This is a genomic window from uncultured Roseibium sp. (assembly GCF_947496995.1).
Lineage (GTDB): Bacteria > Pseudomonadota > Alphaproteobacteria > Rhizobiales > Stappiaceae > Roseibium.
Window position 1 is genome coordinate 544550 of sequence record NZ_CANMFD010000001.1, and the last position, 13784, is coordinate 558333.

General features: G+C 58.5%; 7 protein-coding genes. 2 read left to right on the forward strand and 5 right to left on the reverse strand.

Annotated features, from left to right (window positions below; all coding sequences use genetic code 11):
• Positions 1-300 precede the first annotated feature (300 nt).
• Positions 301-1299, reverse strand: coding sequence for an aldo/keto reductase (locus tag Q1B40_RS02450; RefSeq protein ID WP_299809472.1), 999 nt, complete (start codon positions 1297-1299; stop codon positions 301-303).
• A gap of 494 nt (positions 1300-1793) precedes the next feature.
• Between Q1B40_RS02450 and Q1B40_RS02455 the strand changes: the two genes are divergently transcribed.
• Both Q1B40_RS02455 and Q1B40_RS02460 read left to right on the forward strand, forming a co-directional pair.
• Positions 1794-2675: a hypothetical protein gene (locus Q1B40_RS02455; RefSeq protein WP_299809475.1), complete on the forward strand. Its 882-nt coding sequence runs from the start codon at positions 1794-1796 to the stop codon at positions 2673-2675.
• Positions 2672-4984: a UvrD-helicase domain-containing protein gene (locus tag Q1B40_RS02460; RefSeq protein WP_299809478.1), complete on the forward strand. Its 2313-nt coding sequence runs from the start codon at positions 2672-2674 to the stop codon at positions 4982-4984. Before Q1B40_RS02455 ends, Q1B40_RS02460 begins: the two co-directional genes overlap by 4 nt.
• A gap of 96 nt (positions 4985-5080) precedes the next feature.
• On the opposite strand, the gene Q1B40_RS02465 is transcribed toward Q1B40_RS02460, so the two are convergent.
• The 4 genes from Q1B40_RS02465 to Q1B40_RS02480 form a co-directional block, all read right to left on the reverse strand.
• A complete protein-coding gene (locus tag Q1B40_RS02465; RefSeq protein WP_299809481.1) occupies positions 5081-8575 on the reverse strand; it encodes an error-prone DNA polymerase in 3495 nt (1164 codons plus the stop codon).
• A 1005-nt stretch (positions 8576-9580) separates the two neighbouring features.
• Entirely contained in the window at positions 9581-11122 is a 1542-nt protein-coding gene (locus Q1B40_RS02470; protein ID WP_299809484.1) for a Fic family protein, read from the reverse strand.
• 473 nt (positions 11123-11595) lie between these two features.
• Complete coding sequence (locus tag Q1B40_RS02475; protein WP_299809487.1) at positions 11596-13074, reverse strand: DNA polymerase Y family protein; 1479 nt, start codon at positions 13072-13074, stop codon at positions 11596-11598.
• Positions 13043-13648, reverse strand: coding sequence for a hypothetical protein (locus Q1B40_RS02480; RefSeq protein WP_299809490.1), 606 nt, complete (start codon positions 13646-13648; stop codon positions 13043-13045). The genes Q1B40_RS02475 and Q1B40_RS02480 overlap by 32 nt, the downstream gene beginning before the upstream one ends.
• Between the last annotated feature and the right edge of the window lie 136 nt (positions 13649-13784).

Sequence of the window (13784 nt, forward strand, 5' to 3'; positions counted from 1 at the left end):
TGGGGGGTGCGGAAAGCAGCTAACTTTAGTGCCGCTCACATCTCTCCCTGGAGGCGATTTCACGCATGCCGCAACTGAAACGTCGGACCACCCCGGCGCGCATGAGGTCAGACGATTGGTCAGATAAGGAAAACGCCGCCGTTGTCGCGGCGCATTTTGCCATGCTCGGTGATGAGCTGTTTTGCCGTTCGTATGGGAAGGCGGAACAGAACCGGTAGCCGCAGCAACAGACCGCTGCGTCGACGTTGCGCCACATGCGCCCGCCGTCGGAGTACATGGCAAGCTGACGGCGGGAAGCTGTCAGCAATACCGCTCGGGGCCGGACCATTGCGCATCCGAATACCTGTCGCCATGGGCCCAGCCGACCGGCAGCACGGCCTCGATACGCTCCAGGTCCTCTGCCGTGAGGCTGAGGGCTGCGCCCGAGATGCACTCGCGCAGGTGATCCACCGAGCGCGTCCCCGGGATCGGGATCACATGGGGTCCCCGGCTTAGCAGCCAGGCATTCGCCAGCCCTGCCGCCGTTGTGCCCATCTCTGCCGCGAGCTTGCGGAAGCCTTCCATGATGCGCAGGTTTTCGCTCAGGTTCGGCTCCGTGAAACGCGGGTTTGCGGCGAGGAACGGCAGATCGGCGATCCGCTCGCGCGGGATCGGGTTGTCCGTCAGCAGCGAGCGGCCCAAGGGCGAGAAGGCCACCATGGCGACACCGAGCTCGGCGCAGGCCTGCACCAGTCCGAGATCAGGCGCCCGCGTGGAAAGCGAATATTCCGATTGAACGGCGGCGATCGGGAAGGCTTTCATGGCGCGCCGCAGGGTCGAGGGCGCGACTTCCGAAAGACCGATCGCGCGGGCCTTGCCCTTTTCAACCAGCCGCCCGAGATTGGCCGCCGTTTCCTCCGGGGTGAAGCGCGGATCGCGGCGGTGGGCGTAGAAGAGGTCCACACACTCCAGGCCGAGCCGTTGCAACGACTTGTCCAGCTCGGTTTCAAGGTGCTCAGCCGAATTGTCATAGCCGCGGTTGCCGTCCGCATCGCGGGTGATCGTGGCCTTTGTCGCGATGATGAATTCGTCCCGCGCGCCCGGATTGGCTTTCAGATAGGTCCCGATGGCGCTTTCCGATTTGCCCATGCCATAGACATTTGCCGTGTCCAGATGCGTGACCCCAAGGTCGCGGCAGGCATCGAGGATGGCGTGGCTTTCCGTCTCGTTCGTCGGCCCGTACATGTCGGAAAAGGACATCGCACCGTAGCCGATCGCGCTGATTTCCGGCCCATTGGCGCCCAGTTTGCGTTGTTCCATGTTTCTCTCTGCCCGCTGGAAAAGCTGAAGAATTCTTTCTTAAGCCATTGGCTTGATCGCTGAAAGGTCTGAAGCGCCCGAAACGACCTCCTGCGCGCCTGGCGGGCAAACCCCGACCGGCCGTTCTGGGGGTTGAGACTGCCATATTGCTTTTTTGGTGGGGTCAGGTAGCGCCGCAATTCCCGCATGACACAATCGCCGGACCGCACTACCCTGGCGCGCATGAGTTCAGGCGATTGGTCAGATACGGAAAACGACGCCGTTGTCGCGGCTTATTTTCGCTCCCTCAGGAGCTTGGCACAGTGGTTGGAAAATAAACTGGACAGCAGTGATATGCTGCAAAGAAACACTCGGAGAAAAGGCGGTGTTTCAGATGGTGGCGAGATTTATGCACCGCAAAGTAGAACAAGAAAAATATTTTAATTTATACTTGCATTTATAGCAATTTATCGTGTTATTTTAGGGAATTCGAAAATCATTACGGTTGTGTCTAAGTGCCAAAAATTCGACCACATATTTCCCGTCCGAGATACGGCGAAATAACCCAAGGAACGGTGTTTAATTGCGCTTTTGCGTGTAGGTATGAAAAATGTGAAGTATTTGGTCTTTCAATTACAGCAAGATGCGATGTAGCGCAAGACAAATACCCGATACTAAACTACATACCTATTGTTATGCTGCGTGATTGGCTAAATAGGGATGGGTTAGATATATTAGTTGAGCAAGAATTAAAGGAGCAGTCCGGCAAACTAGGGTCGATGCTCCGTCAAGCTAATCTGTCTCCATCGCTCCCCTTATCTGTGCCACTCACCGCGATCGCGGATACACATTTCCCGATCGGAATAGGAAATAAAAATCAAAATAGTGCCGCTAAGAAATTTCGTGAACATGTAGTCTTGGTAGAAGAATTCAAAAATATAACAGGTGTTGGTGATACTGATATTTTATATTCTTGGTTTCAAGATAAGCGACCGAAGCACGTTGAAGACCTTGTGAAGAGACTAAGTCGACATCAAGTTCTTGGATATTACCTGTTAGAGGAAATTTGGCCCGATGAGGAGGAAAATATCGGTTATGTTTGCCTTTTAAGAGAGGTGACGACCTTGCTGCGGAGTGTGGCGAAAGAGCTTGGGCGAGGACTTTCGTCCACGAAGTACGAGGAGTTGTGTTCGGAAACCAAAAACTCAACTGGGTTATCGATCGCGCAAGGTGAACTCGCTATGCCGGTTAGCTTGATTGGTTCACCTACGATTGAGCATGTACTTCAATTGTTCTCCAATTTATTTGGCAGAATAGGGGTCGCTGATCCGCAGGATGAAGTTATTCAGCGTATCATTGGTCACTGCTTGAGCGGAGACTTGGGAGGGAATAAATGAAGTATGTTTGCCTCGACGACGATGCCGTTGCGGAGCTTATTTCGGGACGCGAATATCAGTCTATCGATTTTGAGGAAGGTGATAAACTTATTCAAGCGCTGGTCGGAAAGGTACAATTTTTGGCTAAATTAGGAAAAGTTATACTTTACCAAGATCAAGAAGGAGCATTTCTAACTACAAAAGGTAATTGGAAGCAAAAGAGATACTTAGTAATAGATTGCGAACAGTCGTCCTTATTCACTCAATTGCGTTCGGGGGAGACGCTTACGTCATTCCAAAAGCTTCTTAGGTTTTGTAGCAAGTACTGGTCAGGGGCAACTTACAATAAATCGGAGAAGTTAATCAGCGGGACATCTAAAGCTGTGATTTTTCCGCTCCCCTACACAGAGAGAGCTCCGTTTCGAATAGCGATTGAACGCGAGCCGCTAAAGCAACGCCTTAAGAAACGCGAAATGGATGGACGCTTCTTGTTGGTCTATAAATCTGGTTATGAAGCGGCGGACTCTGCGACGGAGCAACCGGAAGAGACAGTTTTTCGGAGAGTTTTCGAACGCTTGCCTGGTGTTTATAAAGATGTTTCTGAGGCGGCGGAAGAGATCGCAAGCGCAGAAAATAAAGGCCAGATGATTTCGACTGAACTTGCTACAACTCCTACGACAGTTCTGCCAGCACATATGCCCCTTAACGACTGGCTACCTCTTCTAACCAAGCAGCAACGTAAGTTTATTTTTGCCGAGGCCACTACTCCGCACAGATTGCAAGGTCCAGCAGGCACTGGTAAAACGCTTTCACTTATGCTGAGAGCTATCCGTGTACTGCGTCAGGCGGAGAGTAAGAATCAAGATTTTCGTGCGCTTATCGTTACACATAGTGAAGCCACTCGAGAAGCAATTGAAAGTTCACTTACTGTAATCGATATCGAAGGGTATCAATACCGAGATAAAAAGAAGTCAGAAGTTTCTTTGTCGGTTGAAACTTTAGCATCTCTTTGCGCGGGATTTTTGAGTCAATCGATAAGTGAAGCAGAGTTCATCGATAGAGACGCAAATGATTCAAAAATATTGCAAAGATTATATATTGAGCAGGCCATCGCCGAGGCACTAGACGAAGATATGCCTTCATTTAGTCCGTATCTTTCTGAAGAGTTTATTTCGCAAATAAAATCTTTTACATCTTCCGAGCTTTCAGTTTTATTTCAGCATGAGATCAGCGTTCTAATTAAGGGGCGAGCCGGTGATTCCTTTGACGTCTATAGAAAATGTCCGTCCATTAAGTATGGTCTTCAGGTTTTCAATGATGCGGATAAGGGTTTCGTATTCAGCATCTTTAAGAGATATCAAAGGCAATTAGAGACTTCTAGCCAATTCGACACTGATGATGTTGTTATATCGGCAATTGGACAATTAGATACGCCGATCTGGCGTCGACGTAGATCTCGAGAAGGTTATGACTTTATAGCCGTAGATGAAACGCACTTATTCAATATGAATGAACTTCATGTTTTTCATCATTTCACTCGCGAGGTTGGTAAGTTTCCTATCTCTTTTACAGTTGATCAAGCTCAGGCAGTTGGTGATCGAGGCTGGGATGATATTTCGTCTCTCTCGGATCTGTTTGGCTCAGAAGTTGACGTGAGCCAAGAGCTTACATCATTCACCGCAGTATTCAGAAGTTCTCCACGGATCACTGATTTTTCGCAAGCTGTGCTAGCTTCAGGTGCAACGCTATTTACTAATTTTAACAATACTTTATTGGGTTCTCATAGCATATTTACACCAGAGGAGGAGAGAAGGTCTAAACCTGTAAAATATATAGAGTTTCCTGATGACGCCGCTATGATTGCTGGGGCGCTTAAGAGAGCTGACGAGTTGCAGTCAGAAACTAAAACTAATAGGTCTAAAGTTTTAATAACAAGTCATTCTGAAGAGATAATAAGTGAGATTTATGAATTAGCCAAAAGTAGTAATAAGCCAGTAACAATTTTGGAGAGGCGCGGCGATTTTGTCAGGCTGAAACAAGCTGAGCAGTCAGGACATCTAGTGCTTGGTCATGTAGATTTTGTTGGTGGGCTTGAGTTCGATGTAGTTGTAATTGTCGGAGTTGATAAGGGCCGCGTTCCGAGCGAAGGCGAGAGTGAGACCTCAAATTCGCGTAGTTTTGCCGCTTACTCAGCCCACAACAGACTATATGTAGCTTCTTCTCGTGCTCGATTTGCTTTGAATTTGTTGGGGGTTAAATCGAGAGGCCCCAGCGATTTACTACGGGGTGCTGCGCTAGGCGGGCTAATTGAAGGTGTTCCAACATTTTAGGTTTCTGGCGGTTGGTGCAGGTGGTTTCACTTGTGAGCGCGACATTTAACTAAGAGCATGTGTCGTTTTGGCAGCCGCATGGTATTCTTCTCCCCCTCAATGAAAATCCCTGCTCGGAAACAGCCTCTTCGCCTGATCCCGCGGATGCATCGCCCGGGGCTTCGGGGCTGGCTGTGGTTTCATGTGGGCGGGGACGTCGTCGGTCTTGGCTGTGGTCTGCCCCAGCACGTCGCCGTTCGGGTGGCCGAGCAGGGAGAGGTCGCCGGAGCGGTCCTCTATGGTGTCGGCGATCAGATGCACGACCTGGCCCTCGCGTTCCAGACGGCCGGTGACCTTGACGAGGCGGCCGCCGAGGACGGTGGGGCGGTATTTTTCGTAGATTTTCGGCCAGACGACCACGTTGGAAACGCCGGTCTCGTCCTCCAGCGTCAGGAAGATCACGCCTGACGCAGTGCCCGGCCGCTGGCGGGTGATCACCAGCCCGCAGACGGAGACGCGGCGCGCCTCGCGCGGAGAGAGCACGGCCAGCCGGTCGTGCGGGGTCAGCTGCGCGATATGCGGGCGCAGCAACTCCATCGGGTGGGCGCGCAGGGTCAGGCGTGTCGAGAGATAGTCCTCCACCACCTCCTGGCCCAGATGCATGGCCGGCAGGGTGACCTGCGGCTCGAAGATCGCCTCGCCGTCTATCGGATCGTTGAAGAGCGGCAGCGGTTTCGGGCTGCGGATGGTCTTCACCTGCCACAGGGCCGCGCGGCGGCTCAGGCCCATGCCGGCGAAAGCATCGGCCTCGGCAAGGCGTTCCAGGGTCGCCGGCGCGACGCCGGTGCGCAGCCAGAGAGATTCCGGGTCCGGATAGCCGTTGCCACGCGCCGCAACGATCCAGGAGGCGTCCTCCTCGCGCAGGCCCTTGATCTGGCGGAAGCCGAGCCTGAGCGCCAGCGCGCCGTCGCCGCGCCGCTCCAGCGTGCAGTCCCAGGAGCTGGTGTTGACGCACACGGGCCGCACCTCCACCTGGTGATCGCGCGCGTCGCGGACGATCTGCGCCGGGGCGTAAAAACCCATCGGTTGGGAGTTGAGCAGCGCGCAGGCGAACTCCGCCGGGAAGTGGCATTTCAGATAGGCCGAGACATAGGCGAGCATGGCGAAGGCCGCCGCGTGGCTTTCCGGAAAGCCGTATTCGCCGAACCCCTCGATCTGGCCGAAGCAGTTCTGCGCGAACTCCAGCTGGTAGCCGCGCTCCAGCATGCCGGTGATGAATTTTTCCTTCAATTGGCCGATGGTGCCCATGCGCCGGAAGGTCGCCATGGAGCGGCGCAGCTTATCCGCCTCCGACGGGGTGAATCCGGCGGCGACCACGGCGATCTGCATCGCCTGTTCCTGGAACAGCGGCACGCCGAGCGTCTTGCCGAGCACCTCCTCCAGTTCCTTCGAGGGGAAGACGACGTCCTCGCGGCCCTGACGGCGGTTGATATAGGGGTGCACCATGCCGCCCTGGATCGGCCCGGGCCGCACGATCGCCACCTCGATGACCAGATCGTAGAATTCGCGTGGGCGCATGCGCGGCAGGAAGTTCATCTGCGCCCGGCTTTCCACCTGAAAGACGCCGACCGCATCGGCCACGCACAGCATGTTATAGGTGGGCGTGTCGTGCTGCGGCACGCTCGCCAGCGTCAGCTCGCGGTCGTGATGGTCCTTCAGGAGGTCGAAACACTTGCGGATGCAGGTCAGCATGCCGAGGCTGAGAACATCGACCTTGAGAATGCCGAGCGCATCGATGTCGTCCTTGTCCCATTCGATCACCGTGCGGTTTTCCATGGCGGCGTTCTCGATCGGGCACAGCGCGTCGAGCCGCCCCTGCGTGATGACGAAACCGCCGACATGCTGGCTGAGATGACGCGGAAAGCCGATGATTTCGCGGATCAGCTCGATGGTCTGGATGACACGCGGATTGGTGAGGTCGAGGCCGATCTCCTTCACCCGGGTTTCCTCCGGCCCCGTGTTCGAGCTGCCCCAGATCTGCCCGGTGAGGGCGGCGGTGACATCGGCGTTCAGCCCCATCACCTTGCCGACTTCGCGGGTCGCCGCGCGCGAGCGGAAATGGATGACGGTGGCGCACAGCCCCGCCCGGTGGCGGCCGTAGCGCTCGTAGATATACTGGATCACTTCCTCGCGGCGCTCATGCTCGAAATCGACATCGATGTCCGGCGGCTCGCCCCGGTGCTCGGAGATGAAGCGCTCGGAGACCATGGTGATCGTCTCCGGCCCCACATCGGTGATGCCGAGCGCGTAGCAGATGATCGAATTGGCCGCCGAACCGCGCCCCTGGCACAGGATGCGCCGGCTGCGGGCGAACTGGATGATGTCGTGCACGGTGAGGAAATAGGCGGCGAATTTCAGTTTGCGGATCAGCGCCAGTTCCTTTTGCGCCAGCGCCTCGGCGCTTGCCGGCACGCCCTGCGGGTAGCGCCGCTCCAGGCCCTCCCGCGTCAGCCGTTCCAGCCGCTCCTGCGGGCTCTCACTGCCGGTGACTTCGTCCGGATATTCATAGGAAAGCTCCGACAGGTCGAAGCTGCAGCGGGTGGCGATCTCGATGCTCCGCCGCAGCGCCGCCGGGTGGTGGCGGTAGAGCCGGGCCATGTCGGCCGGCGATTTCAGCCGCCGCTCGCCGTTGGGCAGGGCGCGGGTGCCGATCTGATCGATGCTGCAGCCCTCGCGCAGGCAGGTCAGCACGTCGGCCAGCCGCCGCCGCCCGGCATGGTGCATCAGCACGTCGCCGACGGCGACCATCGGCGCGGCCAGAGAGTGAGCGGCCCGGGCGCAGGCGCGGAACCATGCCTGGTCCGAGCCGTCATAGCGCGGCGCGGCGCCCAGAAACACATGCCCGGGGACGGCCTCGCGCAGCCGGCGGATATGATCCTTAGCCGTCTCACAAAGGGCCATCGCGGGACCGGACACCTGCGGCAGCGCGATCAGGATCAGCCCGGCGGCGGCGTTCACAAGATCGGCGAAATCGAGATGGCAGTCGCCCTTCTCCGCGCGCCGCTTGCCGAGGGTCAGCAACTGGCTGAGCCGTTCATAGGCCGCCCGGTCGCTCGGCAGCGCCACCCACTCCACCGGGCTGTCGCGCAGCACCAGCCGGGCGCCGACGATCAGTCTGGGCAGCCTCAGGGGAACGGATTTCGAGGCCGCGCGGAGCGTGGTCGCGGAGGTGGCTGCACCGGCAGCGCTGGTGTCGGTTTCGGAGACGGTTCCAGCCGGGTCTTGTGGCGCGGGTAGGGCCAGGGGAAGCGGCGGCGCGGCAGTGGTGACCTGACGGGAGGACGGATCGGTCTGCGCATGCGAGCGCACGGGCACGCCCTCTTCCGCCGCCGCGCGTTTGATCTCCTTCAGCGCCGAAAACGCCCGCACCACTCCGGCCAGCGAATTGCGGTCGGTAATCGCAATCGCCTCCAACCCCAGCGCCGCCGCCCGCGTCACCAGTTCCTCCGGATGGGACGCCCCCGTCAGGAAGGTGAAGTTCGACGTCACACACAGCTCCGCATAGCGCACCGGCTCGACGCGGAATGTGTCGGGGGAGGGCAGGGAACTCATCGCCGGCCTCCGTCCCGCCGCATGGGCCGGGAGGCGGTGCCGAAAGGCAGCCTTTCTCCACCCGGTTTTATTTTCCTGGCCGCGCGGCGAACACCACTCTCCCCCCTTGAGGGGGAGATGTCAGCTCTGCTGACAGAGGGGGGTGAAGCGTCGCGGCGCATTCTGAAAGGCTGTGTGTGCCGGCAGGCCGATACCCCCCTCTGTCCCCTGCGGGGACATCTCCCCCTCAAGGGGGGAGAGAATGCGCGAGCGGCGAGGGGGTTTGGCTGGCGGTCATCCCCGCTGCTCGCAGACCTGCCCGCACCCCGCATATGCCATGCCGCCCCGGCCTTGAGCCGGGGCCTCGCCTTGGGAGTGGGCTGAAGAGGTCCCGGATCAAGTCCGGGACGGCGGCGGTCACTGCCGGTGTCAAAGGGAAGCTTGGACGCGCGGCGAACACCCCTCTCCCCCCTTGAGGGGGAGATGTCAGCTCTGCTGACAGAGGGGGGTGAAGCGGTGCGGCGCATTCTGAAAGGCTGCGTCTGTCGGGAGGCCGATCCCCCCCTCTGTCCCCTTTGGGGACATCTCCCCCTCAAGGGGGGAGAGAATGCACGAGCGGCGAGCGGGTCTGGCTGGCGGTCATCCCCGCTGCTCGCAGACCCGCCCGCACCTTGCATATGCTCCGCCGCCTCGGCCTTGCACCGGGGCCTTGCCTCGAGGGCACGCTGAAGAGGTCCCGGATTAGGTCCGGGACAGCGGCGGCCACTGCCGGTGTCAAAGGGAAGCTTGGCCGCGCGGCGAACACCCTTCTCCCCCCTTGAGGGGGAGATGTCAGCTTTGCTGACAGAGGGGGGTGAAGCGGTGCGGCGTACTCGAAGAGGGATTGTCTGCCGGGAAGCCGATACCCCCCTCTGTCCCCTGCGGGGACATCTCCCCCTCAAGGGGGGAGAGGGTGGGCAAGCGGCGAGGGGGTCTGGCTGGCGGTCATCCCCGCGGCTCGCAGACCCGCCCGCATCCCGCATAACGCTATTCAGGGCGGTACATGCTGTCAGATGTGTCGAAGTCATTTTGCAAATCGAACTCTTCCAAAACATCTGTCGCAACTTTCTGGATGATCTTGATCTCAAGTTCTGTGAGTTCTGAGAATTTTGTCAGGGCTTTCTGCGAAAGAGCGCCCTTCCCCTGAATCAGGAGCTGGGCCAACAGCGATGCCCTTCTGTCAGGCATGTCAATTCGCTCTTTGATCTCTTGCGAGATGGCATCGTACATACCAATGAAACTTAATTCGTCTCGAAGGTCTTTTCTGACGGTTTCTTTAATTTTCGAGTACAAATACTCGGTGATCGTTGTTGCGTCGAAATATCTGTAAAGATCGCAGGTGTCGTTTTTGACCGATATTTCTTTTTCCGGTGTCCAGGACCATTCGATGAACGGCTGTATAGCTGCGGAAAACGACTCCAGAGCCGCATCGTAGCCGCGACGGTCTCTTACAATTGCAGCGCTGATTGGGAAGAGAACATCTTTCGGAGTGTACCCCTCCGACGAGAGGATGTTGTGCATCAGGAAACGGTGAATTCTTCCATTTCCATCTTCGAACGGATGGATAAACACAAAGCCAAAAGAGACCAATGCTGCCGAAACTACGGGATCCACATGTCCTCGAAGTTTAGAGGCCATGTCCGCCCACCCTGAAAGCAATGACGGCACATCCTCAGGTTTCGGGCATATGAAGTGGACGATCTCTCTATATCCCCCGGCAGTCTCGCCGATAAAATTCTGAAAGTCCCGGATGCCGGTGGCTGCATATCGCGGGTCGACAATGCTGTTCTGAAGGGACAGCAAACGTGTCGGGTCTGATAGATCGAACTTCTCGGCACCTCGGAGGGCGGCCACAAATCTCTCAGCCCGCATCCCGGAAGCCACTTCGTTTTCTATTTGGAAAGTGGACTTTGTTTCCTTTGTGTACAGGAAGTTTACCGCCCTGGTGAGGATGTCGGGATCACAGCCGGATACGAGCTCGCTTGCTTCACTGTTCAGCGCCTCGGCCTGAAAGCTTTTAATTTGCTCCGTTCGCCGAACTGTCGGACAAAAGGTTCGTGTCCCCAGGAGGTTGTCTATAACCTTGTGGCGCCTGGATTGACGTCCGTCGGTAGCTGTAATGTGAAATTTCTCGTCCAGCGCGTTTATATAGGTGACGGCCCCAAGATCTGGAATGTCCAGCGTTTTGTCAGTCAGCCACTCATATAAGAACCACGCCCTCCGGGAATATGCTCCATTCGGTTCAGAACGGATCCAGTCTTCAAGTTCACGGTGGTCAGCAACCTTGAAAAGATCCGACAAGACACCAAGGTCTGTTGGCTCATAACGGAGCGAGAATTTCAGGTGGCCGGCTAAAGTGTCTTTCGGAGCGTAGCTGGCCGTGTACTTCTCAATTGTTACCCCATTTTCTGTAGTTGTTTTTCTGGCGCCCGGACCGACAACTGACATGAGGGAGGGTGACGGAACTTGAAGTCCGTATTTTTCAATTAGTGCCGATTGACCGACATATTTATTTTTATCAGTTGTCATTTGCGTCCCGCATAGGTTTCGAGAGGTCATCACTCTCATGCAAAAATACTCAGTTGACTGCGAAAACATTCAAAATTCTGGAATCACGTTTGAAATCGCTCAAACTACCGGCAATTCAACCCCTTCAAAAATACTCAGCCTCCTCCAAAAATAATCAGAAAAAGATAATTATTTGAAAATTCGTTCAATTTCAGTGTGCGGAGATAGAAATACCTTATTTATCAGAGCTCCCGGATCAAGTCCGAGACGGCAGCGGTGTCTGCCGGTATCAAAGGAAGGTCTGGCCGTGCGGCGAACACCCCTCTCCCCCCTTGAGGGGGAGATGTCAGCTTTGCTGACAGAGGGGGGTGAAGCGGTACGGCGTACTCGAAGAGGGATTGTCTGCTGGGAGGCCGATACCCCCCTCTGTCCCCTGCGGAGACATCTCTCCCTCAAGGGGGGAGAGGATGCGCGAGTGGCGAAGGAGCAAGGCATCAGGCGAACTCCCCTTGCACGAACCATCCCTGCGGCCGTGGCGCCTGGGGGGTGTGGAACAGCCAGAGGCGGCGGCCTTCGCCGGTTTCCACGCGCCAGTAATCGCGCAGGCCGCCGCGCCAGCCGGCGTCATTTTCCCACCAGGCCGGGGTGATCCGCTCCGGGCCTTCGGCGCCGATGGTTGTCAGAAAGCTGCCACGCCAGCGAAAGCGGGTCGGCGGTTCCAGTCCCTGGCGGCTCCCGCCGCCGGAGGTGATCACCGGTTCGGGTGCAAACAGCCTGAGGGGGCGGGGGCGGCGGCTCGGCCAAGCCGGGGCGGGGCGGCTGCCGGCGGCGGGCACGAGCGTGAAGCTGCGTTCGGGAATATGGCTGTCGACAGGCTGGAAGCGCAGGATGTTGTCCAGCCCCAGCCGGTTGCCGAGCTGGGTGACGAGATCGTCGAGACTGTCCTTTTCCCGGTTCTGGGCGCGGTCAAGCTGGCGCATGCCGAGCGCCTCGATCTCCACCGCTTCCAGGCGGATCATGTCGATGCCGTAGCCGGCATCCACCGCGCCGACGCCGCGCTCGAACAGTGCGGCGATGCGAACCGGATCGCGCATCGGCCGGGCAAGGCGCAATTCGACCGAGCGGTTTTCCTGGTCCACCCGGCGGAAGGTCAGCCGCAGCATGCGTGCGCCCTTCTGCGCCGCGTCCAACTGGGTGCACATATGGCCGATCAGGCGCCGGGCGCCGGCCATCACATCGTCCAGAAGGCCGATGGGGTCCGGCAGGGTGAGGCGGGCCGCGAAGCCTGGCGCGTCCTGCAGGGGGGAGATCTGTTCCCCGACCGCGCCGAGCGCCTGGTCGAGACGGCGCAGCACATCGGGGTCGTAGCGCCGGGCAACGGTGGCCCGGGGGAGGTTGTGAAGGTCGGACACCGTCGCGATGCCGAGCCGCTCCAGGCTGGTGCAGGTCTGGTCGGCAAGGCGCAGGGCCGATAATGGCAGCGAGCCGATGCGCGACAGGTTCTCGCCGGGCGGCGCAATGCCTTCGCAAAAGCGTGACAGCGCCCAGGCAGCCCCCGGCGTTCCGGCAAGGCCGAGGCGGGCGGAAAGACCGGCGCGCGCCAGCCGGGCGCGGATGTCACCCAGAAGCGGCTCCTCGCCGCCCAGAAGATGGGTCGAGCCGGTGATGTCCAGAAAAAGCCCGTCCCGGCCGTCGAGCCCCACCCAGGGGCAATAGCGTGTCGCCCATCTTGCCAGAATGCGCAGGAAGCGCTGGTCGGCGTCCGGGTCGGCGGCCCGCGTCAGGAGGCCGGGGCAGAAGCTGCGCGCGTGAACCAGCGTCATGCCGCGCTGCAGGCCGAAGCTTTCCGCGCGCGGGCAAAGGTCGTAAAGGCGTTCGGAATTGCGGTCGAAAAGGCTCAGCGCAAAGGGCGCGTCGACGGGACGGGCGCGTAAGGAGCGCTCAGCCGCCAGCCTCGGAAACCACAATGACACGACGCGCCGCTGCATCCCAACCTACAATCCATCCAGACAATGTTCCTATTTTGTTCTTTATAAGCGACCAGCGCCAGCGAGTCGAGTCGGGACCGTTTTGCGGAGGGTAATTTTGACGTTGAGCCGGATCGGAAGACTCTCTTGTATCCGGCGGCAGGCCCGTGCAGCGCCAGCGGGTTTCCGCCGCATTGCTGCCCGCGCCCTCCGGAATCACCAGCAATGCCGTGGTGCCGCCGGCCTCGGCGGCCAGTTGCAGGCGCCGGCCTTCCGTCAGGCCGATGGCGGCACCGAGTTCGGCGACCACCAGCCCCGCTGCCCCCGAGCGCAGCGCCGTCTCCGTGCTGGCCAGCACGTTCAACTGACTGTCGGCGCGGGTGACGAGCAGCCGGCCCGGATCGCAATAGGGCAACAGCCCTTCCGGGTTCACCACCGGCAGCCGGTGCTCCGACACCCACACGACGGCACCTTCGCAAAGCCCCGCGCTGATGGCGGCAAACGCCAGCGCGCCGTCGCCGCACACTTCATGGGCGCGGGCTTTCTTCAGCGGAAAGGCGGAGGAGAATTTCAGGGACATCGTCTGCTGCACCGGTAACGTCTGGCTTTTGAACCTAACGGAAGCCGGCCGCGTGCGGAACCGGCTTTCATGCAACCGGCGGGCCTTCACTCCGTTATTCCGGACCAGTGAGGCGGAGCCGAGCGCCGATCCGGAA